This window comes from Nocardioides sp. Z21_20, assembly GCF_059766585.1.
Window position 1 is genome coordinate 1 of the sequence record NZ_JCBAJX010000001.1, and the last position, 24,312, is coordinate 24,312.

Consider the following 24,312-nt stretch of genomic DNA (forward strand, 5'->3'; position numbering starts at 1 on the left):
CCCGAGCACCTCGGCGATCTGGGCGATGCTGGCCCCAGCGGCCAGCATCAACCCGATCGTCTCTCGCTCCTGAGAGGTCAAACGCCGATAGGAACACCCGGTCCGGCCGGCTCGCGAAGGTGGTGGGATCACGCCACCCAACCCTGCGAGCCAGCGCCGCGCCACGGCGTACGACACACCGAGCGACTCAGCAGCCTCGCGCAGCTCCACGCCATCTTTGAACAACCGCCACAACCGCTCCCGTGTCCCAGCCGGGACCTCCACACCACGCGCCACAAGCACCTCCAACATCGAGGTGTTGCACTAGGACTTGGAGACCACCTCGTGAAACCCGCACTTCCCACGTGATGGAACACGTGGGAAGTGCGGGTTTCGTGTGGCCAGTCGTTCGGGGCGGGCACGCGACGCCGTACGGCGACGGTGCGCGAGGCGACGCGTTGCGCTAGAACAGGGCGGACTGGTCTCCGGGGTGGGAGGGCGACGATGAAGGTCGACCTGAAGAGGGAGCTCGACGAGTACCGGGCCCGCCGCGGCGAGTTCCGGATCCTCGACGTGCGGCCGCTGCAGTACCTGATGGTCGACGGCCACGGCGACCCGAACACCTCCACCGAGTACGCCGAGGCGCTCGGCGCGCTGTATCCGCTCGCCTACCGGATCAAGTTCGCCAGCAAGAGAGATCTCGACCGGGACTACGTCGTGATGCCGTTGGAGGCGCTGTGGTGGGCCGCGGACATGGCGGCCTTCACCACGGCGCGCGACAAGTCGGAGTGGCACTGGACCGCGATGATCCTGGTGCCGGATTGGATCACCGAGGCGACGTTCTCGGCCGCGGTCGCGCAGTTGGCGCGCCGGGACCCGCCCGCCGCCCTGGGCCGGGTGCGCCTGGAGTCGCTGCACGAGGGCCGCTGCGTGCAGACCCTCCACCTCGGGCCGTACGACGACGAGGCCGCGGTCCTCGCGACCCTGCACGGTGAGTTCCTCCCCCAGGCCGGCCTGGCGCCGTCCGGACGACACCACGAGATCTACCTCAGCGACCCACGGCGGGTGGCGCCGGCCGGGTTGCGCACGATCCTCAGACAGCCGGTCACCGAGGCCCAGCCAGCTACCTGACGACGCCCCGGCCGGTCCATTCGTGTGCCTGAGAGCGCGCCCGAGCGCGCCGTGGGGCACACAACCCGCAGGCGGCCACCCGCAGACGGGCCACCCGGAGGCGGGCCACCAGGAGGCCGGCGACCTGGAGGCGAGTCCCCCGGCGAGCCGCTCTCAGCCCTGCGCCGCCAGCACGCACCAGACGACCTTGCCGTCGTCGGTGGGCCGGGTCCCCCAGCGCTCGCAGACGGCCGCGACGATCTGCAGTCCGCGCCCGTGCTCGTCGTCGGCGTCGGGGCGCTGCTTGCGGGGCTCGTAGCTGGCCTGGTCGTGGACCTCGATGAGCAGCTCCTCGTCGTCCGCGCGCAGGCGCAGCTCCACCGGGGAGCCGGCGTGCAGGACCGCGTTGGTGACCAGCTCGCTGGTGACCAGCAGCGCGTCCTCGACCACGGTCTCGGCCAGGCCGCACTCGGCGAGGTGCTCGGCGACCAGGCGTCGGGCAAGCGCCGGGGCCTCCGCGCAGGCCTCGAAGTGGCGCGAGACCGTCCGGCGCACCACGGGCCAGTCGACGCGGGCCACCAGCACCGCCACGTCGTCGTCGGGGCCCTCGGGCAGCCGTCCGCGCACCAGCTGTTCCGGGGTCCCCTCCAGGGGCCCGTCCAGGCGGCCGACCAGGTCGCGCAGGGAGGCGATGCCGTCGTCGAGGTCCTCGCCGCGCCGCTCGACCAGGCCGTCGGTGTAGAGCACGACGGTGGATCCCGGCGGCAGGGTCACCTCGCGCGGGGTCACGTTGTACAGGCCCACGCCCAGGGGCGGGTCCTCCCTGCCCGAGAGCACCGACGTCTCGCCGTCGGGCAGCACCACGATCGGCGGCAGATGGCCCGCGTTCGCGAACTGCAGGGTCCCCTCGGCCGGGTCGAACACCGCGTAGATGCACGTCACGATCTGGTCCAGGCCCAGGTCGCGGACCAGTCCGTCGAGGGACTCCAGCAGGTCGGCCGGCGGCAGGTCCAGGCGCGCGTAGGCCCGGGTCGCGGCCCGCAGCTGCCCCATCACGGCGGCGGCTCGCACCCCGCGACCCATCACGTCGCCGACCACGAGCGCGGTCCGGCCGGCGCCCAGCTCGATCACGTCGTACCAGTCCCCGCCGACCTGTGTGCCCTCCACGCCGGCCCGGTAGTAGGTGGCGACCTCGAGGTGCTCGAGGTCGAAGTCCTCCTGGGGCAGCAGGCTGGCCTGCAGCTCGTCGGCGATCGCCTGCTCGCGCGCCCATGCCTCGGCGGTGGCCGCGCTCTGGGCGAGCGCCCGGGCCGCGCTGCGGAGCTGGGTGACGTCCTGCACCGAGCCGCGCAGCGCAGCGGGCGCCCCGTCACTGCCGATGACCAGCTCGCCGAGCACGGCCACCACGAGCTCGACGCCGTCGGGCCGGTTCAGCCGGAACTCCAGGTCCACCCCCTCGCCGCCCTCGCCCGCGGCGAGCGCCCCCATCACCATCGCGTAGTCGTCGGGGTGCACCAGCTCGGTGATGATCGCGGGGAAGCCGAGCGAGTCGATCTGCTCGCGGGTCAGCCCGGTGATCCGGCGGTACTCCTCGCTGGTCTCGAAGCGGCCGGTGGCGAGCTCGATCTCCCAGCTGCCGACGCGCGCCAGCCGCTGCGCCTGGTCGAGCAGCACCTGGCTGCGCTCGAGCTGGCGACGGGTACGGCGCGCCCGGTCGAGCTCCAGGTTCGCGCGGACCCGGGCGGCGAGCTCACGGGCGGTGAACGGCTTGACCAGGTAGTCGTCGGCGCCGGCCTCCAGCCCCTGCAGGGTGCCCTCCTCGCCCGCGCGGGCCGAGAGCATCACCACCGGGACGCCCATCGTGGCCGGATCGGACTGCAGCGCCTCGAGCAGCTGGAAGCCGTTCATCCGGGGCATCATCACGTCGGTCAGCACCAGGTCGGGCTTGCCGGCGCGTGCCTTGTCTAGGCCGTCCTGCCCGTCCTGCGCGAGCAGCACCTCGTACTCCACCTCGAGCAGACCGCGCACGTAGTTCCGGATGTCGGGGTTGTCGTCGACCACGAGCACGCGCGGGCGGCGCCGCCCCTGGTCGGGCAGCGCGCCCTGCGTCGACGGAGCGTCGCCGGGCCGGTCGAGCAGCTGGGAGGCCTCGGCGAGGAACCCGTCGACCACCTGGTCGGCCACGGCGGCCCCCTGGCGACCCAGGCTGTCCACCGGGAGATGGTCGGTGCCGAACGGGACCCGCACCGTGAAGGTGCTGCCCTCCCCGGGCCGGCTCTCGACCCCGACCGACCCGCCGTGCAGCTCGGCCAGCTCGGCGACCAGCGCCAGCCCGATGCCCGAGCCCTCGTGGGTGCGTGAGCGCACCCCCTGCACCCGGTGGAAGCGCTCGAAGACATGGGCCTGCTCGGCGGGCGAGATCCCCGCCCCGGTGTCGGTCACCGACAGCTGGGCGAGGCCGTCGACGACCTCGACGCGGACCGTCACCGAGCCGCTCATCGTGAACTTCAGCGCGTTGGAGACGAGGTTCAACACGATCTTGCCCCACAGGTCGCGGTCCACGTGGACCACGTCGGGCAGCGGGGCACACTCGATGACCAGCCGCAGCCCGAGCCGCTCGGCCGCGGAGACGAACATGCTGGCCAGCTCGCGGGTGTAGCCGGCCAGGTCGACCGGCTCGAACGACGCGTCGACGCGACCGGACTCCAGGCGGGAGAAGTCCAGGAGGGTGTTGACCAGCTTGAGCAGCCGCTTGCCGTTGCGCAGGATCAGCTCGACCCGCTCGCGTTGTCGCGGCGCCAGCGGCTCGTCGCGGTCGGCCACGGCGTCCTCGGCCGGCCCGAGCAGCAGCGTGAGCGGCGTGCGGAACTCGTGGCTGACGTTGGTGAAGAAGTCCGTCTTGGCCTGGTCCAGCTCGGCCAGCGTCTCGGCGCGACGCCGCTCGAACTCGTAGGCCCGGGCGTCGGTGATCGCGGCGGCCATCTGGCCGGCGACCAGGTCGAGGAAGTCGGCGTAGTCCTCGTCGTAGGGGCGGTAGGGGTTCAGCCCGACCACCTGGAAGCCGTACGGCGCGGACTGGGCCGCCTGGGTCAGCGGCCGGACCACCGCGCAGGTCGGCGGCACGTCCCACGCTCCGGTGGGCAGGTCGGCGAAGCGCTGCGCCAGGCCCCCGACCAGCACCGGCGCGCCGTCGGGCCCCGGCGCGGGCCACGGACCGTCGGCGACCCGCAGCGTGGCGGGAGCGGCCGGGTGCTCCCCCGCGAAGCCGGTCTGCCCGGCGAGTCGCGCCGTGCTCGGGTCCTCGTCGTAGAGGTAGGTCAGCGTGAACGGCAGGCACCTGTCGCTGGCGGCGAGCTGACGGCAGGCGGCGGCGACGGTCTCCTGCTCGGTCAGCTCGGCGGTGCGCGCCCCCAGGTCCCGCAGGGTGCGCATCCGGCGGTGGGCGATGACCTCCTCGGTGTCCTCGCTGACCACGCACAGCATCCCGACGGTGACGCCGGCGTCGTCGGCCAGCGGACTGTAGGAGAACGTGTGGTAGGTCTCCTCGGGGTAGCCGCTGCGCTCGAGGAACAGCAGCAGCGACTTGTCCCAGGTGGCCTCGCCGGTGCTGAGCACCCGCTCGATGCGCGGCCCGATGTCGTGCCAGATCTCCGACCACACCTCGTCCGCGGGGCGGCCCAGGGCCCAGGGGTACTTCTCCCCCAGGGTGTCGCGCCGGTAGGCCTCGTTGCAGAAGAAGGTGAGGTCCTCGCCCCAGGCCATCCACATCGAGTACCGGCTGGCCAGCATCATCCGCACGACGGCCTTGAGGCTGCCCGGCCAGGTCTCGATGGGACCGAGCGGGGTCGACCCCCAGTCGACGGCCAGGAGGTCGCGACCGAGCTCGCCCTCACCGAGGAACGTGTGCTTCATGCGCCACCCATCCTTAGGTCCCGTGGAACGCGCGCAGTTGCCATCCGGCGTGCTGACACCCGGCCGTGGGCTCGACCGCCCGGAAGTCTAGACGCGCCCGGGCCCGCCACAGACGACGGTGTCTCGGAGAATCAGCCCCGCGGCGTCCGCGCCGCGCACCGCCACGAGGCAGGCGTAACGCCGCCGATACGGGGGTACCACCGCCCCATGCGATCGAGATGGACGAGCGGCCCGACAGAGATCACCCTGGTGCGCCATGGACAGAGCGTGGGCAACCTCGCCGACGAGAAAGCGCGCGAGGGTGAGCTCGAGCGACTGGAGATCGACGAGCGCGACGCCGACGTGGAGATCTCGGCGACCGGGCGTGAGCAGGCCGGCGCGCTCGCTGCCTGGCTGGAGCGCGAGGGCCCCGAGGTCGCGCCGAGCATCGTGGTGAGCTCGCCGTACCGCCGGGCGGCGGAGACCGCGGCCCTCGCGACCGCCGGCCTCGGCGCCGACGTGGCGTACGACGAGCGGCTGCGCGAGCGCGACCTCGGCATCCTGGACGGGCTGACCGGGCTCGGCATCCGCAGCCACCACCCCGAGGAGGCGGCCAGGCGCACGAAGCTCGGCAAGTTCTACTACCAGCCGCCGGCCGGGGAGAGCTGGTGCGACGTGGTGCTGCGGGTGCGCAGTCTCCTCAACGACCTGCGCCACGGCTTCGACGGCGAGCGCGTCTGGCTGTTCACCCACCAGGCGGTGATCATGGCCTTCCGCTACGCCCTGGAGGACATCTCCGAGGCCGAGCTGCTCGAGGTGGACCGGCAGGTGCAGATCCCCAACGCCTCGCTGACCACCTACCGCCGCAGCGCGAGCACCTTCGAGCTGGTCACGTTCGCCGACACCGCGGCCGTGGACCACCTCGACGCCGAGGTCACCGAGGAGCCCTCGCAGGCGGGGCGGGGTGCCGATGAGCACGTCTGAGCCGGCCGTCGTCACCCCGGCGCTGCTGCGCTCCTGGGCGCTCCCGGCGCCCGGCGACGACAAGGGGGCGCGCGGCACGCTGCTCGTCGTGGGCGGGAGCGCCGAGGTCCCCGGCGCGGTCCGCCTCAGCGGCGAGGCCGGGTTGCGCGCCGGTGCCGGCAGGCTCGCGCTGGCCACCGTCGCGCCGGCCTGCTGGCCGCTGGCGGTCGCCGTACCCGAGGCCCGGGTGGTCGCGCTGGCGGCGGCCGAGTCGGGCAGCATCTCCCTCGACGCCGCCGCGGGGCTCGTCGAGGAGGCGGGTGCCGCGGACGTGCTCCTGATCGGCCCCGGCTTCTCCGACCCGCAGGACTCCGCGGCGCTGCTCGCGGCGATCGCGCCGGGCCTGGACACCGGCACCGCGCTCGTCGTGGACGCGCTCGCCTCGGCCTTCCTCACCGACCACCCCGAGGGTCTGCACCACCTCGAGGGGCGCGTCGTACTCACCGTCAACCCCACCGAGCTGGCCCGCACCGCCGGGTGCGACGAGGCCGAGGTCGAGCGCGATCCGGTCGGGTGCGCGGCCCGGGTGGCGAAGAACTCGCGCGTCGTCGTCGTGTGCGGTGGCACCGAGAAGCACGTGGTGACCCCGGACGGGGCCGCCTGGGTGGTCCAGGGCGGCGGACCGGGACTGGGTGTGTCCGGCTCCGGCGACGTGCAGTCCGGGATCGTCTCCGGGCTGCTGGCGCGGGGATGCGAGCCGGCCCAGGCCGCGGTGTGGGGCGGCTACCTGCACGCGCGTGCCGGCGAGCGCCTCGCGGCGGCGGTCGGCTCGGTCGGCTACCTCTCGCGTGAGCTGCCCGAACAGGTCCCGGCAGTGCTCAGCGAGCTGGGCTGAGGACACGCCCGGGATGCATCCGGGCGACATCGAGCCGCATGTGATGTGCGTCACTGGGCACCACTCCCTGTCAGCTTCAATGGAGGGAGAAACACGATGCTCACCGAGAACGACGCACGCGAGGTCATCGGCACCACCGCCTACTCGAACGAGGGGGAGAAGATCGGGAAGGTCGGTCAGCTGTTCCTCGACGACCAGAGCGGACGACCGGAGTTCGTCACCGTGAACACCGGGCTGTTCGGCACCAAGGAGTCCTTCGTGCCGGTCGCCGACGCCACCTTCGGCGGCGACCGGCTCACGGTCCCGTTCGCCAAGGACCGGGTCAAGGACGCCCCGCACGTCGAACTCGACGCCGGGCACCTCGACGAGTCCGAGGAGCAGCGGCTCTACGAGTACTACGGCATGGCGGCCACGGTGCGCGCCAACACCCAGACCGGGGACGACACCACACGCGACGACAGCCTGCGCGACACCACCCAGAGCGGCACCCGGAGCGGCACCACTCAGGGCGGCACCGGCGGCCAGGTACGCGCGGAGGGACACGACACGTCGGGACCGAACACCGACGACGCGATGACCCGCTCCGAGGAGCAGGTCCGTGTGGGCACCACCTCGCAGGAGGCCGGCCGCGCCCGGCTCCGCAAGTACGTCACCGTCGAGGAGGAGACGCACACGGTGCCGGTCCGCAAGGAGCGCGCCGTCCTGGAGACCGAGCCGATCACCGACGCCAACGCCGACGCCGCGACCTCCGGCAAGCCCATCTCGGAGGAGGAGCACGAGGTGACGCTCAGCGAGGAGCGCGTGGTGGTGGACAAGGAGGCGGTCCCGGTCGAGCGGGTCCGACTCGGCACCGAGACCACCGTCGAGGAGGAGACCGTGACCGAGGAGGTACGCAAGGAGCACATCGAGACCGAGGGCGATATCGACCGGCGCCCCTGAGGATCGACTGCCCGCACTCGACGCCCACTCCGCAAGGGGCGGGCGTCGAGTGCTGCCCGCAGGCGCAGCCCCGAGGAAGATCCTGGGGCATCCCCGGGGCCCCGGACGGGTAAAGAGGGGAGACCCCAACCGGGAGGAGCCCGATGAGTGAGAACGACAGCGAGACCTACCACGACTACAGCGTGGACGACGAGGACCAGCCCCAGGGCGAGGGCGACAGCCTGGTCAGCGACCGTGGGCTGAGCGAGCCGCTCGACGAGGGGTACTCGCCGCCGGAGAAGTGGTCGGTGGCGCAGGGGTACGGCAACACGCCGCTGGAGGAGGCGACCGGGGAGTCCCTGGACCAGCGGATCGCCCAGGAGGAGCCGGAGCCCGACCCCTACGTGGAGGCCGCGCGGGAGCCCGACAACCTCGACGACGGCGAGGTGGGTGACGAGCGAGCCGGCCGCCTGGTCGACCCCGACCAGGGTACGGCGACCGACACCGAGAAGGACCTCGTCGGCGAGGACGTCGGCATCGACGGCGCCGGTGCGAGCGCCGAGGAGGCAGCCGTCCACATCGTCGAGGAGTGAGCCGGGCGGCGGCCGGGCGCTCGGCCTTTCGTCGAGAGCGCCCGGCCGCCACCGGGTCCGCCGCCCGCTCAGTACGCCCACTGAGTACGCGTACCCGGGTGAACCGGGTGGCGCGGCGGGTACGCAAGGGGCGCGTTCGCTGGCTCAATGAGCCCCATGACCCGCTACGCCGACCCGACACGCTGCCCCGACTGCGGCGCCCCCGTGCCCGGCAGTCCCGGACTTGGCGGTCCCGAGCGCTGTACGCACTGCGACCTCCCGCTGACCGGCCCGGACGCCCACGACCTCTTCCTCACCCTCCAGCACGCCGACGCGGTGCTGGTCCGGCTGCGCGGCGCGGCCCGGGTGCCGGTGCCCGCGAGCCCCGCCTCCCGACTGCCGCACTACCCGCTGCCGGCGCCTCGTGCGGCGCAGCCGCGCACCCGCAGGGCCGGGCTCAGCCAGGCCTCGGTGCCCAGGATCCTGCTCGGCCTCGGCGCCCTGTGCCTGCTGGTGGCCGCGGTCGTCTTCCTCGCGCTGGCCTGGTCGGCGCTCGGCGTCGGCGGCCGCACGGCCGTGCTGGTGGGTCTGACGGTCACCGCGGCCGGGTGCAGCGCGCTCGTCGCGCGTCGTGGGCTGCGCGCCGCCGCGGAGTCGCTGGCCGCCGTGGCCGCCGGGCTGCTGGCCCTCGACCTGGTCGGCGCGGACAGCGCCGGCTGGTTCGGGAGCCTGGGGTCGGCGGAGCTGACCATCGTCGTCGGCGCGGTGCTGGCCGGGACGGGCCTGGTCGCCGGGGAGCTCGCCAGGCGCACCCGGGCCCTGCCGCGGCTGGCGGCCGCCGAGGTCGCCGCCGGTGCGGGCGTGCTGCTGGTCACCCTCGGCTCGCTGCTGAGCCTCGCCGATCACCTCGAGGGGGTGCTGGTCGCGGGGGTCGCCGGCACCGCCGGCGTCGCGGTGCTGGCGCATCGTCGGGGCCTGCGCGTCGCGGCCGGTCTGACCGGGGCCGGCGCCGGCGTCTGGTGGCTGGCGCTGCTGACGCTCGGGCTGCTCCGAGCCGGCCAGCACCCGTCGTACGCCGAGCTCTGGGGCGAGCTGAACTCCTGGCCGCTGCTCGCCGCCGCCGCCCTCGCCGCGGCTCCCGCGCTCGCCGGGGCCCGCGTGCACCTGACGCTGCGGGTGACGGGCGCGCTGGCGGGGGCTCTGGTGCTCACCCTGGCGGCCGGCTTCCCCCTGCCCTGGCTCGAGCCCGACCTGCGCACCGCGCTGGCGCTGGGGGCGCTGCTGGCCGCGGTCGCCGCGGCGTACCTGGTGGCCGGCCCCTGGCGCATCGTGCCCGCCGGCGTGGTCGGCCTCACCGCGCTGATCCCGGCGATCACGCTGCTGCAGCTCGTGGTCGGCGCCGCGCTGCGGCTGGCGCCGGCGCAGGTGTGGTCGGCCCCGGCCGACATGCGGCTGGCGGAGCCCGCCTCCGGCGGCCCGTCGCCGCTCTTCCTGGTCCCGCTGACGCTGGCGATGCTCGCCGCCCTGGTGGTCCTGCGCCGCCTCGTCGGCGCGACCGGCAGCCTGCGCGCCTGGGTGGTCCCGGTCGTGGCCCTGCTGACCCTGGCGCTGGCCGGCACCGCCGCGTCGTACGCCGTGCCGCTCGCGCTGGTGCTGGGGCTCGCCGTGGCCGGCGGAGTCCTCGTGGGCTGGTGGCCGGGAACGGCCTCGGCCGGGCCGACACCGGCCGGACCGGTGGCCGCGCTGGCCGTGCTGCTCGGCGCGCTGGGCGCCGCGCTGGTCTCGGTGGGGCTCACCGCCGCGGTCCTGGTGGTGCTCACCCTCGGGGCGGTGGCCCTGCGCGTGGCGCGCGGCACCGACCGCCGCCTGCTCGGCGAGGCCTGCCTGCCGCCGGCCGCTGCCGCCCTGCTGTGGACGCTCGGCGAGCTCGCCAGCGTCGCGGCGCCCGAGCGCGGTGCGGGGGTGCTGCTGCTGCTCGGGCTCCTCGCGATCGCCCGGCCGGGCGCACTCGCCGAGACGCTGTCGGCCGTGCTCGGTGTCGCCGCCGCCGGGGTCGGCCTCGAGGCCGCCGGGGACCCCAGCTGGTGGCTCACCGTCGACCTGACCCTGGCGGGCACGCTGGTCCTGGTCATGTCGCTGCTCCACACCGACCGCCGCCTCCTCGCGCCGGTGGGCGGGCTGCTGCTGACCGCGGCCAGCTGGGTCCGGCTCGCCGACGAGGGAGTCGGCACCCCCGAGGCCTACACCCTGCCCGCGGCGCTGGTGCTGCTGGCCGTCGGCGTGGTGCACCTGCTCAGGCACCCGGAGGCCGACACCCGGCGCGTGCTCTCGCCCGGTCTGGTGCTGGCGCTGGCGCCCACCCTGGTGTGGGCGTGGGGCGACCCGGTCTCGTGGCGGGCAGTGGCGCTCGGCGCGGCCTGCCTGGCGCTGGTGCTCGCCGGCACCGCGCTGCGCTGGAGCGCCCCACTCGCGCTGGGCGCCGGTGTCGGGGGCCTGCTGGTGCTGCGCGAGCTCGCGCCGTACGCCGAGGTGGTCCCGCAGTGGGCCCTGATCGGGCTGGCCGGCGCGACGCTCACCTTCGTGGGCGTGACCTGGGAGAGCCGGGTGCGCCAGCTGCGCGCGACCGGCACCTACCTGGAGCGGCTGCGCTGAGTCGGCCGGGGAGCAGGCGGCTCAGCCGAGCACCTGCTCCCCCAGCCAGCCGCCGCGTGCGAAACCCGGCAGGATCGCGAACTCCGCGGAGCCGATCGCGGTCGTCCACTCGTTGAGCGCGTCGGACTCGTCGAGCGAGCGCTGGATCGGCGTGAACTGACGGGCGATGTCGGCCTGGAAGCTGCAGAACACCAGACCGCTCTCGATGCGCACCCCGCCGGCCCCCTCCACCTCGCGGGTGTAGTTGAGTCCCTTGCGCACGATCCGCGCGCCCCCGGTGAGGCTCGGGTGGGCACGCCGGGAGTGCGCGTCGAGGGGGATCGTCCAGCGCCCCTCCTCGCGGGCCGCCAGGTCCAGCGGCGCCCGCTCCCCGCCCCCGGTGAGCGGGCCGCCGTCACCGAGCCGCCGACCGACGGTGCGCTCCTGCTCGTCGCGGGTCAGCTCGTCCCAGGTGTCCAGGTCCATCCGGATCCGGCGCACGACGAGGGTGGTGCCGCCCGCCCAGGCGCCGTCGGCGATCCAGACCGTCCGATCGAACAGGTCGCTGCCCGGCCGCGGGTTGGCGCTGCCGTCGATCTGCCCGAACAGGTTGCGCCCGGTCGCGGCGCGGCCCTGGGCGTCCACCCCGTTCCACGAGCCCGCCTGTCGGTGGCGCAGCCTCGCGAACGGCGCCGCGTCGGCGACCAGGCGTCGTACGGCGTGGGCGACGGTGGTGCCGTCCGCCCCGGTCACCATCGCCAGCAGGTCCCCGCCGCACCACCGCGGATCGAGGCGGTCGTGCCGCATCGGCGGCACCCGGGTGAGACCGGGGGGACGGAACCGGGCGAGCCCGGGCCGGGAGAAGACGTCCGGGCCGAGCCCGACGGTGACGGTGAGCTCGGCCCGGGCGGTCGCGAGCTCGGGGGCGGTGTCGCCCGGGGCGGGCCGGCCCTCGGCGAGGGCCTGGATGTCGCCGCTCCACAGCCGCAGCAACCGGCCGAGCGCGTCACGGTCCACGTCCCGGAGCAGGTCGAGCGCGACCAGCTCCCCGGCGCGCGGGGTGGGCTGGGCGACCCCGGGCTGGTGCGGTCCGTAGGGACTGACCAGCCCGGCCCCCGCAGCGGGCGGTGTGGCGGCGGCGCCGTCCTCGTCCCCGCCGAGCAGGGCGCCGGCCGGCGCCGCCACGGCCGCCCCGGCCGCGGCGGAGGCGGCGTAGCCCAGCAGCCGGCGACGGTCCCACCAGCTGGGGGATGCCTCACTCATCAGTGGGAGTGCTCGCCGGTGCCGGGAGCGTGGTAGTGCCCCTCCTCCTCGGTGTACTTCTTGACCGGCGCCGTGACGTCGATCGTGGTCCCGTCGGAGAGCTCGAGGCTGAGCTCCACCTCGTCGCCGGCGGCGAGCTCCTGAGTCAGCCCCCTCAGCATCACGTGGTAGCCGCCCGGCTCGAGGACCTTGCCCCGGCCGGCGGTGATCACGATGCCGTCCTCGACCTCGGCCATCGCCATGGCGCCGTCGCGCATCGCCATCTCGTGCAGCTCGACACGCCGCGCGACCGGCGAGGAGGCGGAGACCAGGGTGGCGTCCTCGGCGCCGTCGTTGCGCAGCAGCATGAACGCCGCCGTCATCGTGGTGTCCTCGGCGCCGGTGGTGGCCCGGACCCACGGGTCCTCGACGGTGACGGCCGGGTCGGCGGCCGGGGTGCTCGTCGCCGAGCCCTCGGCGGAGCCCGCGGACTCACCGGAGCGGGCCGGGTCGGCGTCGTCCTCGCCGCAGGCGCTGGCGCCGAGCGAGAGGGCCAGCACGGCCAGCGGCACGCCGAGCAGGCGGGCGCGACGCCCGGGCCGGGTGGCGCGCAGCGCCGGGGTGGGGCGGTGGGTGGAGCGGTGCAGCATGGGATCTCCTCGTGAGGGCAGGGTCCGTCGTGCCGCGCCCGGTCCCTCGACGAGAGGGGGCGGGGCGTGGCGAGACGGTCGGCCGACGGCGGATGCGTCGGGCCGGGGGCAGCCGGGGCGGTGGCCGGTGGAGCGGTCAGGCGGGGAGGAGACCCGGCGGACCGCGGTGGCAGATGACGTGCCGGGCCGGGGCGGGGCGCGGCAGCCGGATCCGGGTGCGCGCCAGCAGCCGGTGCCGCACCGGGCTGAGCGCGGCCAGCACGGTGAGCCTGAGCCGCTCGACGGCGCAGAGGCCGGTGACCGCACGCAGGTCGCGGGCTAGGCGCAGGGCGCCCAGCTCGAGCACTGTCCACAGCGCGGCCTCGCCGAGACCGAGCCAGACCCCGACCGCGACCGCCGCCAGCAGGTGGGCCAGCAGCATCGGCAGCGGCTGGTCCACCAGGTGCTCGACGAGGTGGGCCAGCCAGCCCAGCGACAGCTCCGGGCCGCTCGGCTCCGGCACCGGACCGAACTGCTCGGCGAGCTGGGCGGCGTAGTGGTCCTCCAGCGAGCCCACCCGGCGCCCGGCGTCGTCGACGAGGACCGGAGCCTCGTGCGCGGCGAGCTCGGCCGGGTGGGCGGCGGAGTCCGAGGCGGCGGAGTGCGCGGCGGCGGGCTGCGGCGGGGCGGGAGCGTCGCCGCGGTGGCCGGCCATCGCGGACAGCAGCGTGTGCACCAGGGCCTGCCCGCCGACGGTGAGCGCCACCAGGCGCGGCACCGACGCGCGGCGGCGCAGCGCGCACCCGGCCAGCCCGGTGCTGGCGACCAGCAGCAGGACCATCGCGCCGGCGCCCGGCAGCCGGCCCTCGGCGAGCACGTGGGAGACCGCGCCGACCAGCAGCACCGCGGCGCCCAGGAAGCCCGCGCGCAGCCACAGCAGAGGGCCCACCCGCACTCCTTCCGCCGCCTGGCCGACGCGTCCAGGGTACGGCGCGCCGGCCCGCGGCGCCCGGACCGGTCCGACAGACTGTCCGGGTGCTGCCCCGGTTCGAGATCGTCGCGCGGCTGCGACCCGTGGCGCTGGTCGCTCCCGCGTTCGTCGACGTCGATCGCTCCTGGTCGACCGCCGAGGGCCCCGTCCCCGGCTCTTCGCTGGAGCCCGCGGCCCGGCTCGCGCCGTACGCCGCGGTGACGGCGCAGGTCGCCCCCGATGCCCGGGGCCGACTCACGCTGCTGCTCGTCTCGGGAGGGGTCACCCTCGCCGGCTGGTGGGACGCCACCTCGGGGACCACCGGCCTCGAGGTCACCGACGCGACCGGCCGCACCAGCCACCACCGCAGTCGCCGCCACGGCCGGGTCAGCGGCCCGGTCGAGCTCGGGCTCACCCTGACCGGAACGCATCTGAGCGTGCTCACCCGGGAGCCCGGCGAAGCGTCCGCGGGTGAGCCGGGCAGCGAGTCCGGCGGCGGGGCCGGGTGGACCGTGCGCGGGCGCGTCGACCTCGCCGAGCGGCTCGACACCCGCGCCGGCCCCTTCCTGGCCGGGCTCCGGGCCGGGCACCGCTGGGCCGCGGGCGAGCCGCCGGCGTCGCTGCGGCTGCGGGCGGGCGCCTTCGGCCAGCTCGGGCTGCGCGACGTCAAGGTGGCGACCCACCTCGACGGAAGCCCGCTGCGCGAGGGGCGTCGGCTGCTGTTGACCGCGACCCACGCCGGGCCGGGCTTCTTCGACACCGCCCACACCGGCGTGTGGAGCCTGGACCCCGTCACCCAGGAGCTCGAGCACCGCGCCGACCTCTTCTTCCACCGCCCCGAGGGACCCGGCGCCTTCGGCGACCACGCCACCCACCTGGTGCGCACCGAGGACGGCTGGCTGGTGGCGACCAGCACCTGGGGCGACTTCGACCGGGCCCGACCCGGCGCCCGGGTGGAGATCACCCTGGCCCGTACCGACGCGGACCTGCTCAGCGGCGCCCACCTGCTCGCCACCCGGCGCCTGGAGCTGCCGATGACCGGGCCGGCGGGGCCGGTGCCGTCGGTGGCGGTCTGGGACCCGCACCTGGTGCGCACCGAGCGCGGCTGGCTGGTCGGGTTCGTCAGCGCCCGCAAGTTCTTCCGCTTCCACCCGGCGCTCGCCGAGGGCCCGTCCCTGGACCGGCTGACGCTGCGCGCGGCCGACACGCGTCGCATCGCCACCGAGGGGACGACGCTGCTGCACCTGGACGAGCGCGACCTGGGCGACGCGGGCCGCCCCGGCTGGTTCGTGCTGGCCAGCGACGGCCGCGACGGCCGACGCGGGATGCGCCGACGCTTCCCGGTGCTCGACCTGGACCTGCGCGAGGTCGGCGTCCTGGACGCGCCGTACCCGACCAACATCCCGTGGCCCTCCCTGGTCCGCGACGGCGAGGGCTGGCTGATGGTGACCTTCAACGGTCGCCCGCACGGTGGCGAGCTGGCCGGCTACGGCACCCATGGGGACCTGGTGCTGGCGCGGACCGCCGGGTCTAGGCTGGTGGGCGAGGTCACACCACCCCCGTGACCGCAGCTCAGCGCCACCCACCCGCGTGGCGTCGGACGAGAGGCCACACCCCCATGCCCGAAGCGCACCCACCGACCGCCCCCGGAGACGTCTTCGAGCTCGGCGCCGAGCATGAGCAGGTCGTCTTCTGCAACGACCCCGCCAGCGGCCTGCGCGCGATCGTCGCGATCCACTCCACCGCGTTGGGCCCGGCCCTGGGCGGCACCCGCTTCCACCCCTACGCCACCACCGCCGACGCGGTCGCGGACGCGCTGAACCTGGCGCGCGGGATGTCGTACAAGGCGGCGCTGGCCGGGCTCGACCTGGGCGGCGGCAAGGCGGTGATCATCGGGGACCCGGCGACGCTCAAGTCCGAGGCGCTGCTGCGCGCCTACGGCCGGTTCGTGCAGTCGCTGGGTGGGCGCTACGTCACCGCCTGCGACGTGGGCACCTTCAGCGAGGACATGGACCACATCGCCCGCGAGTGCGCCTACGTCACCGGACGGAGCGTGGCCCACGGCGGCGCCGGCGACAGCTCGGTGCTCACGGCGTACGGCGTGTTCCAGGGGATGCGCGCCGCGGCGGAGCGGACCTGGGGCAGCACCAGTCTCGCCGGGCGCACGGTCGGCATCGCCGGCGTGGGCAAGGTGGGTCGGCACCTGGCCCGGCACCTGGTCGAGGACGGGGCGAGCGTGGTGGTGACCGACGTGTCCGCGGCCGCCGTGGCCCGGATCCGCGAGGAGCTGCCGACGGTGCGCGTCGTCGGCTCGACCGCCGAGCTGGTCGCCTCGCCGCTCGACGTCTACGCGCCCTGCGCGCTCGGGTCGGCGCTCACCGACGAGGTCGTCGCCGTGCTCTCGGCGCGCGTGGTGTGCGGCGCCGCCAACAACCAGCTCGCGCATCCGGGGATCGAGAAGTCACTGGCCGACCGCGGCGTGCTGTACGCGCCGGACTACTGCGTGAACGCCGGCGGGCTGATCCAGGTCGCCGACGAGCTCGCCGGGTTCTCCTTCGAGCGTGCCCAGCAGCGCGCCGCCCAGATCCTCGAGACGACCCGCGCGGTGTTCGAGCGCGCCGCCACGGACGGCGTCCCCCCGGCGGTGGCCGCCGACCGGTTGGCCGAGCAGCGGATCCGGGAGATCGGTCGACTGCGCGGCATCTGGACCCCGTGAAGGGGGGGCCGAAACCTGATGCTGTCGGGCGAAGTTTCGCCTGACAACGTCAGGATTCCCCGGCGGACCGGGGAATCCTGAACGCAGCACAGTCAGATCAGTCAGTCACGCGGAGGATAGTCCGCCCAGTCCTCGGGGTCGTCGGCAGACGACTCCGGCCGGTCCGGTGTGGTGTTCTCACCGCCATGCAGCTCCTTCGCCAACGCCCCGAAGTCCGTCTCGTGAGTGCGGTACTTCAGGTCGCGAGCGACCTTCGTCTGCTTGGCCTTTGCTCGGCCGCGCCCCATAGGGTCGACCCCCTCGCACGCTTGGCCGGGACACAGGGCCCCGGGCTGTCCTAGAGATTTCTCGTGGGTGCAACGCTACCTGCTGTTGGGCTGTTCCCGCACACCCGGGCCGCAAATCGACTACGCCCAAAGCGAAAACCAAGCCTTACCAACCTGCGTAGGCGCCGGTGAGCCGGACCTGGCCGCCCTCCACGTCGTCGGCGCGCACCGCGCCGGCGACCCAGGCGCGGACTCCGTGCTCGGCCAGCACCTGGATGGCGAGGTCGGCGTCGTCGGCCTCGGTCAGCGCCACCATCCCCACCCCGCAGTTGAGGGTCTGCTCGAGGTCGGGCTGCGCGACGTCGCCGACGCGGCGGACCAGGTCGAAGATCGGCTGCGGGGTCCACGTCGAGCGGTCGATGGTCGCGGTCAGCTCCATCGGCATCACCCGGGCCAGGTTGGCGGCCAGGCCGCCGCCGGTCACGTGCGACATCGCGTGCGTACGGGTGCGCGCGGCCAGCGCGAGGCAGGCCTTGGCGTAGATCCTGGTCGGGACCAGCAGCTCCTCGCCCAGCGTCCGCCCCAGGTCGTCGACGTGGCGGTCGAGCTCCCACCCGGCGGTGTTCAGCAGCACGTGGCGCACCAGCGAGTAGCCGTTGGAGTGCAGTCCGCTGGCCTCCATCGCGATCACCACGTCGCCGGGCCGGACCCGGCCGGGGCCGAGCAGCCGGTCGGCCTCGACCACGCCGGTCGCCGCGCCGGCCACGTCGTACTCGTCGGGGCCGAGCAGCCCCGGGTGCTCCGCGGTCTCCCCGCCGGTCAGCGCGCAGCCGGCCTCCACACAGGCCTCGGCGATGCCCTTGACGATGGCCGCGATCCGCTCCGGCACCACCCGGCCGGTGGCGATGTAGTCGGTCATGAACAGCGGCTCGGCACCGCAGACGACCAGGTCGTCGACGACCATGCCGACCAGGTCGAACCCGATCGTGTCGTGCTTGTCCATCGCCTGCGCGATCGCCACCTTGGTGCCGACCCCGTCGGTCGAGGAGGCCAGCAGGGGCCGCTCGTAGCTCTTCAGGGCCGAGGCGTCGAAGAGCCCGGCGAAGCCGCCGATGCCGCCGATCATCTCGGGGCGGCGGGCCTTCTCGATCCACACCTTCATCAGCTCGACGGCCTTGTCGCCCGCCTCGATGGAGACCCCGGCCTCGGCGTAGGCGTTCTCGGCGCCGGCGCTCGACGAGGGGGACGGGGTGGGGTGGTGGCTCACGGCTGCTCCTGGGGACGGCGTACGGCGGGCGAGGGTGTCGGCTCGGGCTCAGGGGTTGTTGAGGACCGGCAGCGTCCGGGCGCTCAGCGACGCCTCGAGCAGGTGCTTGCCCAGCTGGCTCTCGTCGGGCAGCGCGACCGGGTAGTCGCCGGTGAAGCACGCCTTGCACAGCCGCTCGGTGTCCTGGCCGGTGGCGTCGATCATCCCGTCGAGCGAGATGTAGCCCAGGGTGTCGGCGCCCACGCTGGCGGCGATCTCCTCGGGACTGAGTCCGTTGGCGATCAGCTCGGCGCGGGTGGCGAAGTCGATGCCGTAGAAGCACGGCCACTTCACCGGCGGGCTGGAGATCCGCACGTGGACCTCCTTCGCGCCGGCCTCGCGCAGCATCCGGACCTGGGCGCGCTGGGTGTTGCCGCGCACGATCGAGTCGTCGACCACGACGATGCGCTTGCCGCGGATCATGTGGTCGAGCGCGTTGAGCTTGAGCCGGATGCCGAGCTGGCGCAGCGTCTGGCTGGGCTGGATGAAGGTGCGCCCGACGTAGGCGTTCTTGACGAAGCCCTGCCCGAACGGGATGCCGCTCTCCTCGGCGTACCCGGCGGCGGCCGGCGTGCCCGACTCGGGCACCGGCATCACCATGTCGGCCTCGACGGGGAACTCCCGGGCCAGCTGGCGGCCCATCTCCACGCGCGCCTCGTGCACGTTGCGCCCGGCGATGGTCGCGTCCGGGCGGGCCAGGTAGACGTACTCGAAGACGCAGCCCTTGGGCTCGGGCTCGGCGAAGTGGTGCGAGCGCAGACCCTGCTCGTCGATCACCAGCATCTCGCCCGGCTCGATCTCACGCACGACGCTGGCCCCGATGGTGGCGAGCGCGGCGTCCTCGCTGGCCACCACCCAGCCGCGGTCGAGCCGGCCGAGGACCAGCGGGCGGATGCCCTGGGGGTCGCGCGCGGCGTAGAGGGTGTTCTCGTTCATCCAGACGAAGGAGAAGGCGCCGCGCAGCAGCGGCAGCACCTCGAGGCTGCGCTGCTCCAGCGAGGTGTCCGGGTGGTGCGCCAGCAGCGCCGTCACCAGCCCGGTGTCGTTGGTGGAGACCTCCCCCTCGCGGCCCTGCAGGTCGGCCTCGTCGCCCTTCTCCAGCTCGGCGACCATCGCGACCAGCTCGTGGGTGTTGATCAGGTTGCCGTTGTGGGCCAGCGCGATCGAGCCGTCGGCGGTGGGCCGGAAGGTCGGCTGGGCGTTCTGCCAGGTGCTCGCGCCCGTGGTCGAGTAACGCGAGTGGCCGATCGCCAGGTGCCCGCGCAGCGAGTCCAGGGTGGACTCGTCGAAGACCTGGGAGACCAGCCCCATGTCCTTGTAGACCAGGATCTGGCGGCCGTTGCTGACCGCGATCCCGGCGGACTCCTGCCCGCGGTGCTGCAGCGCGTACAGGCCGAAGTAGGTGAGCTTGGCGACCTCCTCGCCTGGGGCCCAGACGCCGAAGACGCCGCAGGCGTCCTGCGGGCCGCGTTCCTGGGGATCGAGATCGAGGTTGAGCCGCCCGTCTCCGCGGGGTGTCTGCCGGGGCACACTCCGAGTCTAGGGGCGCCGAGGAGGGGCTCGCGCATCGTCGCGGGGGGCTTCCATCCCTCGGACGCACTCCCATTCGCCGTTCGTGCGGTGTGCGTGGGCACTACATTGACTCCGAAGAGGGGGCGCGACCGCATGCCAGAAGAGACTGTCCGCGAGCTCGCGAACTACCGCATCCACCGGGTACTCGCCGAGGCATGGGGCCACAGCGCGCTGCGCGACACCCTCGACGTGGTCGCCGAGGGCGTGACCGACGTGGCGGGATTCGGGGTCGCCTGCCTGAGCGTGCTGCACGACAGCGGCGAGCTCGAGGTCGTCGCGGTCTCCGGCAACGAGGACGCCCGCCAGGCGCTGCTGGGGACGTTCTCCCCGGTCAGCCAGATGCTCGAGGAGATCGAGCACGCCGACGAGTGGGGCTCGCTGCGCTTCGTGCCGCACAGCCGGGTCGGCGACTTCGTGCGCACCGGCTGGGTGCCCGACATCGAGCCCGTCGACGACGACCCGCTGGCCTGGCACCCCCTCGACCTCCTCGCCGCACCACTGCTCGACGAGGCCGGCGAGCTGCGCGGCTTCCTCACCGTCGACCTGCCCGAGGACGGTCGCCGCCCGGGGCCCGAACGGCGCCGCCAGCTGCAGATGTACGCCGACCAGGCCGGGCGCGCGATCATCAGCGCGATGGAGCGCGAGCGCCAGGCCGAGGAGCTGCGCCTGGCCGACACCGCCCGCAAGATCGTGCGCAACGCCAGCGCCCAGCTCAACCTCGACCGCATCCTCGAGGAGTGCCAGAAGGCCATCGTCGACGGGTTCCGCATCCAGGGCCTGTGGATCCAGCTCTACGACGTCGACGGGCGCGGGCTCGAGCGCGGCGCCATCTCCTCCTCCGACGGCCTGGGCGTCGAGCTGCCCGACGACCTGCGTCGCGAGGCCGTCTCCGCGTCCGGGATCTGCTGGCGCGAGCAGCGGGTCGGGATCGTCTCGCTGCGCAGGCCGGCCGGCTGGCTGTTCGACGAGAGCCAGAACTCCCGGATCAGCGAGTTCCTGACCAGCATCGACATCACCTCGATGCTGTTCGTGCCCCTCGGCGCGGGGCCCGAGTGCCTCGGCCACCTGGTGCTGACCCGCGACGACAGCGACCCCGAGTGGAGCGACGTGGAGGGGGCCGTCGCCCTGGACATGGGCCACGACCTGGGCCGCGCGGTGCTCAACGCCCGCCTCTTCGAGCGCGAGCACCGCCTGGTGGCCGAGCTCCAGCGCCTCGACACCTACAAGGGCCAGCTGATCGCGACCGTGTCGCACGAGCTGAAGAACCCGCTGTCCTCGATCATCGGCCACCTCGAGATCCTCGAGTCGGTGACCGGTCTCAGCGGGTCCACCCGGACCTCCCTGGCCGCCATCGAGCGCGGCGCGAACCGGCTCAACAAGCTGGTCGAGGACCTGCTGCTGCTCTCCCAGGTCACCGACCCCGACAAGCCGCTGGTCGCCCACCCGGTCGACCTGCGTCCGCTCCTGGCGGAAGCGGTGGAGCTGGTCGAGGTGGCGGTGCAGCGCAAGGCGCTGACGCTGAGCCTCGAGCTCGCCGACGAGCCGTTCCTGGTCCTGGGCGACGCCGAGGAGCTCGACCGGGTCTGCGCCAACCTGGTCAGCAACGCGGTGAAGTACACCCCGGCCCACGGCACGGTGAGCCTGAGCCTGAGCCGGGAGGGCGACGAGATCGTGCTGACCTGCGCGGACGACGGCATCGGCATCGGCGCCGAGGACCAGAAGCGGCTGTTCAGCGAGTTCTTCCGCTCCACCAACCCCGAGGCGATCCAGCAGCCCGGCACCGGTCTGGGGCTGGCCATCGTGCGCCGGATCGTGGAGCGCCACTGCGGCCGGATCGACGTGACCTCCACCCTGGGCGAGGGCAGCACCTTCGTGGTCCGCCTCCCGACCGGCTGACCGTGGCGCGGGGAACTCCGGGCGGCGAGCGTCCGCCGTACACGCTCCATCGGGAACAGCACCTCCCCTCCTCCGCCGGCCTGCCGGTGGACACGCTCCGGCTCATCGCGCAGAGCCTCGCCGAGCTGGCGGGCTTCGCCGTGGCCACGATCGGCGTGTTCCGGCCGAACGGGGAGATGGAGACTATCGCCGCCGCCTGCGCCGACGGGGCGCCTGCGTCGCTGATCGGCCAGAGCGCCCCCTCCTCGGTGGTGCTGGAGCTCCTCGACCTGGCCCAGCCCTGGGGCCGGCTGCTGCGCTTCGTGCCCCACGAGGAGTCGGCCGCCTTCGCCCATGCCCTCTCCGCGGGCACCGAGGCCGTCGCCGGGCCGGACGCCTGGCAGCCGCTCGACCTGCTGATGGTGCCGCTCGTCGGGGCCGACGAGACGCTGCAGGGCATCCTCGCCGTCGACCGGCCCCTGGACGGGCGCCGCCCCGGCCCCGAGCAGCTCAGGCTGCTCGACAGCTATGCCGAGCAGGCAGCGCGCGCGGTGCTGCGGACCTTCGAGCACGAACGGCGCGCCGAGCAGCTCCGGCTGGCCGAGGTGGCCCGGCGGGTGGTGCGCACCGCCAGCGCCGGCCCCGACCTGAGCAGCACGCTGGGTGCCTGCCAGGCGGCGCTGCTCGACGGCTTCCGCTGCACCGGCCTGTGGATGCGGGTGCTGCCCACCGACGAGGAGCCGCGGGGCTACACCCACCGCTACCCGGACGCGTGGGAGGTGCCGCATGCGCCCGCGCCGGTGGTGGCCACGGCGATGCGGCTGGCCCGAGACTGCTGGGCCCAGCAGCAGGTCGCCCTCCTCGGCCGTGACCGCCTCTCCCCCAGCCTGCTCTCGCCGGCCGAGCACCGCAGGGTCAGGCAGTACTTCGGCGCCCGTGGGCTCACCTCGGTGATGCTGGTGCCCCTCGGCGCGGGCGAGGAGTGCCTGGGCACGCTCACGCTGACGCGCCAGGACGCCGCCCTGGAGTGGACCGACGTCGAGGCGAGCGCCGCGCTGGACGTCGGGCACGACCTGGGCCGCGCCATCCTCACCGCGAGGCTGTTCGCGCGCGAGCGCAGGCTGGCCCACGAGCTGCGCGAGCTGGACGCCTACCAGGCGAGGCTGATCGACTCCCTGGCCCACGAGTTGACGAGCCCGCTGAGCGCGATCCTCGGCAACGTCGAACTGCTGCAGGGCGCATCCGACCTGGGCGCGCGGGCCGACGCCGCGGTGACCCTGCTCGGCCAGGACGCCCGGCGGCTGGCCCGGCTGGCCGACGACCTGACGATGCTCTCCACCCGCGCCGCCCCGTCGGCCTGAGCCGGGGTCCGGGCGCGGCGGCGTCCGGCGCGGCTACCGGGCGGGCGCGTGGGAGGCGAGGTTCTGCAGGAGCAGGGTCTCGGCCAGGATCACCCGCTGGAACTCGGCCAGGTGCAGGCCCTCGTTGGCGCCGTGGGCGCGGGTGTCGGGGTCCTCGACGCCGGTCACCAGCACGCTCGCGCGCGGGAACGCCTCGAGGAACTCGGCGATGAACGGGATCGAGCCGCCGACGCCCATGTCGACGGGGGCGACGCCGTCCCACGCCTCGGCGAACGCCGCCCGGGCCACGTCGTACGCCGGGCCTTCTGCGTCGATGGCGGTCGCCTCGCCGGTGTCGACGACGGTGACGGTGAGCTCGGCGCCCCACGGCACGTGGGCCTCGAGGTGGCGGCGCAGACACGCCACCGCGTTCTCGGTGGTGTCGCCGGGCGCGATCCGCATCGAGATCTTGGCGCGGGCCGCCGGGACCAGGGTGTTGGAGGCGCCGTCGACCTGGGGCGCGTCGAGGCCGGTGATGCTCAGCGAGGGCTTGGTCCACAGCCGCTCGACCGCGGAGCCGGAGCCGATCCACTCCACGCCCGGGTTCACGCCGGACTCCGCGCGCAGCCGCTCCTCGGGGTAGTCCACGTCGGCGGCCGGGCCGCTGTGCAGCCCCGCGACGGCGACGTTGCCGGCATCGTCGTGCAGGCTCGCGATCAGCCGGCTCAGCGCGATCAGCGCGTCGGGCACGAGGCCGCCCCACATCCCGGAGTGCACGGCGTGGGTCAGCGTGCGGACCTCGACGTCGGCGCGGACCAGGCCGCGCAGGCTGGTGGTCAGCGCCGGCACGCCGATGTCCCAGTTGCCGGAGTCGGCGATCACGATCACGTCCGCCTCGAGCAGGTGCTGGTATTCGCGCAGGAACGCCGGCAGGGACTCGGAGCCGACCTCCTCCTCGCCCTCGACGAAGACGGTGACGCCCACCGGCAGGTCGTCGCCCAGGATGCGCAGGGCACCGAGGTGGGCGGCGATGCCGGCCTTGTCGTCGGCCGCGCCGCGCGCGTAGAGCCGGCCGTCGCGCTCGGTCGGCTCGAACGGCGCGGAGTCCCAGGTCGCGTGGTCGCCCTCGGGCTGGACGTCGTGGTGGGCGTAGAGCAGCACCGTCGGACGCCCCTCGGGCGCGGGCCGGCGGGCGACGACGGCGGGCGCGCCGCCGTCGGCGGTGAGGATCTGGACGTCGTCGAACCCCTCGGCGCGGAACAGCCCGGCGACGGCCTCGGCGCTGCGCTGCACCTCGCCGGCCCGGGCCGGGTCGGCGCTGACCGACTCGATCCGGACCAGGTCCTCGAGGTCGCGGCGTACGCCGGGGAGGACCTCGGCGAGGCGGGTGCGGAGCTGGTCGATGTTCGCGGTGACAGTCACACGCCGACCCTATCG

General features: G+C 74.3%; 19 protein-coding genes. 10 read left to right on the top strand and 9 right to left on the bottom strand.

All coding sequences use genetic code 11. The annotated features are described in order from the left end of the window. Nucleotides 1–210: helix-turn-helix domain-containing protein (locus AC6EH9_RS00005; RefSeq protein ID WP_498419352.1), on the bottom strand; the 210-nt coding region annotated here is incomplete at its 3' end. Nucleotides 211–483: 273 nt separating this feature from the next. On the opposite strand from AC6EH9_RS00005, the gene AC6EH9_RS00010 reads away from it, so the two are divergent. Beyond that, the gene (locus AC6EH9_RS00010; protein ID WP_498419354.1) at nucleotides 484–1,110 is read left to right on the top strand and encodes a GyrI-like domain-containing protein; all 627 of its coding nucleotides are present in this window, start codon (nucleotides 484–486) and stop codon (nucleotides 1,108–1,110) included. Nucleotides 1,111–1,263: 153 nt separating this feature from the next. On the opposite strand, the gene AC6EH9_RS00015 is transcribed toward AC6EH9_RS00010, so the two are convergent. After that, nucleotides 1,264–5,001 carry a SpoIIE family protein phosphatase gene (locus AC6EH9_RS00015; protein WP_498419355.1) on the bottom strand — a complete coding sequence of 1,246 codons (3,738 nt, stop codon included), beginning with the start codon at nucleotides 4,999–5,001 and terminating at the stop codon, nucleotides 1,264–1,266. Between the two features lie 207 nt (nucleotides 5,002–5,208). On the opposite strand from AC6EH9_RS00015, the gene AC6EH9_RS00020 reads away from it, so the two are divergent. From AC6EH9_RS00020 to AC6EH9_RS00040, 5 genes are all read left to right on the top strand, one after another. Continuing rightward, complete coding sequence (locus AC6EH9_RS00020; protein ID WP_498419357.1) at nucleotides 5,209–5,964, top strand: histidine phosphatase family protein; 756 nt, start codon at nucleotides 5,209–5,211, stop codon at nucleotides 5,962–5,964. Then, nucleotides 5,951–6,838 (top strand): ADP-dependent NAD(P)H-hydrate dehydratase, encoded by an 888-nt coding sequence (locus AC6EH9_RS00025; protein ID WP_498419358.1) that lies wholly within the window; start codon nucleotides 5,951–5,953, stop codon nucleotides 6,836–6,838. Before AC6EH9_RS00020 ends, AC6EH9_RS00025 begins: the two co-directional genes overlap by 14 nt. A gap of 96 nt (nucleotides 6,839–6,934) precedes the next feature. Further along, nucleotides 6,935–7,777, top strand: a complete 843-nt coding sequence (locus AC6EH9_RS00030) for a DUF2382 domain-containing protein (protein ID WP_498419360.1) — start codon at nucleotides 6,935–6,937, stop codon at nucleotides 7,775–7,777. Nucleotides 7,778–7,920: 143 nt separating this feature from the next. After that, nucleotides 7,921–8,349, top strand: a complete 429-nt coding sequence (locus AC6EH9_RS00035; RefSeq protein WP_498419362.1) for a DUF5709 domain-containing protein — start codon at nucleotides 7,921–7,923, stop codon at nucleotides 8,347–8,349. A 147-nt stretch (nucleotides 8,350–8,496) separates the two neighbouring features. Then, nucleotides 8,497–10,980, top strand: a complete 2,484-nt coding sequence (locus AC6EH9_RS00040) for an SCO7613 C-terminal domain-containing membrane protein (RefSeq protein ID WP_498419364.1) — start codon at nucleotides 8,497–8,499, stop codon at nucleotides 10,978–10,980. A 21-nt stretch (nucleotides 10,981–11,001) separates the two neighbouring features. Here AC6EH9_RS00040 and AC6EH9_RS00045 read toward each other — a convergent pair whose 3' ends face one another. The 3 genes from AC6EH9_RS00045 to AC6EH9_RS00055 all read right to left on the bottom strand — a co-directional run bounded on the left by AC6EH9_RS00045 (nucleotide 11,002) and on the right by AC6EH9_RS00055 (nucleotide 13,779). After that, nucleotides 11,002–12,222: a Dyp-type peroxidase gene (locus tag AC6EH9_RS00045; RefSeq protein ID WP_498419366.1), complete on the bottom strand. Its 1,221-nt coding sequence runs from the start codon at nucleotides 12,220–12,222 to the stop codon at nucleotides 11,002–11,004. After that, nucleotides 12,222–12,851: a copper chaperone PCu(A)C gene (locus tag AC6EH9_RS00050; RefSeq protein ID WP_498419367.1), complete on the bottom strand. Its 630-nt coding sequence runs from the start codon at nucleotides 12,849–12,851 to the stop codon at nucleotides 12,222–12,224. Before AC6EH9_RS00050 ends, AC6EH9_RS00045 begins: the two co-directional genes overlap by 1 nt. A 136-nt stretch (nucleotides 12,852–12,987) precedes the next feature. Further along, nucleotides 12,988–13,779: a hypothetical protein gene (locus AC6EH9_RS00055; RefSeq protein WP_498419368.1), complete on the bottom strand. Its 792-nt coding sequence runs from the start codon at nucleotides 13,777–13,779 to the stop codon at nucleotides 12,988–12,990. Nucleotides 13,780–13,865: 86 nt separating this feature from the next. Here AC6EH9_RS00055 and AC6EH9_RS00060 point away from each other — a divergent pair, with 86 nt between their 5' ends. Together AC6EH9_RS00060 and AC6EH9_RS00065 are read left to right on the top strand one after the other, a co-directional pair. Beyond that, nucleotides 13,866–15,365 (top strand): hypothetical protein, encoded by a 1,500-nt coding sequence (locus tag AC6EH9_RS00060; protein ID WP_498419369.1) that lies wholly within the window; start codon nucleotides 13,866–13,868, stop codon nucleotides 15,363–15,365. Between the two features lie 53 nt (nucleotides 15,366–15,418). Further along, nucleotides 15,419–16,516 (top strand): Glu/Leu/Phe/Val family dehydrogenase, encoded by a 1,098-nt coding sequence (locus AC6EH9_RS00065; RefSeq protein WP_498419371.1) that lies wholly within the window; start codon nucleotides 15,419–15,421, stop codon nucleotides 16,514–16,516. Between the two features lie 101 nt (nucleotides 16,517–16,617). Here the strand turns inward: AC6EH9_RS00065 and AC6EH9_RS00070 are convergent, their stop codons facing one another. From AC6EH9_RS00070 to purF, 3 genes are all read right to left on the bottom strand, one after another. Further along, nucleotides 16,618–16,803, bottom strand: coding sequence for a DUF3073 domain-containing protein (locus AC6EH9_RS00070; RefSeq protein WP_498419373.1), 186 nt, complete (start codon nucleotides 16,801–16,803; stop codon nucleotides 16,618–16,620). Nucleotides 16,804–16,948: 145 nt separating this feature from the next. Further along, nucleotides 16,949–18,049, bottom strand: a complete 1,101-nt coding sequence (gene purM / locus AC6EH9_RS00075) for a phosphoribosylformylglycinamidine cyclo-ligase (protein ID WP_498419375.1) — start codon at nucleotides 18,047–18,049, stop codon at nucleotides 16,949–16,951. Between the two features lie 48 nt (nucleotides 18,050–18,097). Next, nucleotides 18,098–19,618, bottom strand: coding sequence for an amidophosphoribosyltransferase (gene purF, locus AC6EH9_RS00080; protein WP_498419377.1), 1,521 nt, complete (start codon nucleotides 19,616–19,618; stop codon nucleotides 18,098–18,100). Nucleotides 19,619–19,753: 135 nt separating this feature from the next. Between purF and AC6EH9_RS00085 the strand changes: the two genes are divergently transcribed. Both AC6EH9_RS00085 and AC6EH9_RS00090 read left to right on the top strand, forming a co-directional pair. After that, a complete protein-coding gene (locus AC6EH9_RS00085; protein WP_498419378.1) occupies nucleotides 19,754–21,556 on the top strand; it encodes a sensor histidine kinase in 1,803 nt (600 codons plus the stop codon). An 86-nt stretch (nucleotides 21,557–21,642) separates the two neighbouring features. Further along, nucleotides 21,643–22,896: a GAF domain-containing protein gene (locus AC6EH9_RS00090; protein ID WP_498419380.1), complete on the top strand. Its 1,254-nt coding sequence runs from the start codon at nucleotides 21,643–21,645 to the stop codon at nucleotides 22,894–22,896. A gap of 33 nt (nucleotides 22,897–22,929) precedes the next feature. Here AC6EH9_RS00090 and AC6EH9_RS00095 read toward each other — a convergent pair whose 3' ends face one another. Further along, nucleotides 22,930–24,297, bottom strand: a complete 1,368-nt coding sequence (locus AC6EH9_RS00095) for a dipeptidase (RefSeq protein ID WP_498419382.1) — start codon at nucleotides 24,295–24,297, stop codon at nucleotides 22,930–22,932. Nucleotides 24,298–24,312: the final 15 nt, after the last annotated feature.

Excerpts from the sequence above, each read along its gene's own strand:
- AC6EH9_RS00010 (WP_498419354.1), top strand. The coding sequence starts at position 484 with ATGAAGGTCGACCTGAAGAGGGAGCTCGACGAGTACCGGGCCCGCCGC.
- AC6EH9_RS00015 (WP_498419355.1), bottom strand. The coding sequence starts at position 5,001 with ATGAAGCACACGTTCCTCGGTGAGGGCGAGCTCGGTCGCGACCTCCTG.
- AC6EH9_RS00020 (WP_498419357.1), top strand. The coding sequence starts at position 5,209 with ATGCGATCGAGATGGACGAGCGGCCCGACAGAGATCACCCTGGTGCGC.
- AC6EH9_RS00025 (WP_498419358.1), top strand. The coding sequence starts at position 5,951 with ATGAGCACGTCTGAGCCGGCCGTCGTCACCCCGGCGCTGCTGCGCTCC.
- AC6EH9_RS00030 (WP_498419360.1), top strand. The coding sequence starts at position 6,935 with ATGCTCACCGAGAACGACGCACGCGAGGTCATCGGCACCACCGCCTAC.
- AC6EH9_RS00035 (WP_498419362.1), top strand. The coding sequence starts at position 7,921 with ATGAGTGAGAACGACAGCGAGACCTACCACGACTACAGCGTGGACGAC.
- AC6EH9_RS00040 (WP_498419364.1), top strand. The coding sequence starts at position 8,497 with ATGAGCCCCATGACCCGCTACGCCGACCCGACACGCTGCCCCGACTGC.
- AC6EH9_RS00045 (WP_498419366.1), bottom strand. The coding sequence starts at position 12,222 with ATGAGTGAGGCATCCCCCAGCTGGTGGGACCGTCGCCGGCTGCTGGGC.
- AC6EH9_RS00050 (WP_498419367.1), bottom strand. The coding sequence starts at position 12,851 with ATGCTGCACCGCTCCACCCACCGCCCCACCCCGGCGCTGCGCGCCACC.
- AC6EH9_RS00065 (WP_498419371.1), top strand. The coding sequence starts at position 15,419 with ATGCCCGAAGCGCACCCACCGACCGCCCCCGGAGACGTCTTCGAGCTC.
- AC6EH9_RS00070 (WP_498419373.1), bottom strand. The coding sequence starts at position 16,803 with ATGGGGCGCGGCCGAGCAAAGGCCAAGCAGACGAAGGTCGCTCGCGAC.
- AC6EH9_RS00085 (WP_498419378.1), top strand. The coding sequence starts at position 19,754 with ATGCCAGAAGAGACTGTCCGCGAGCTCGCGAACTACCGCATCCACCGG.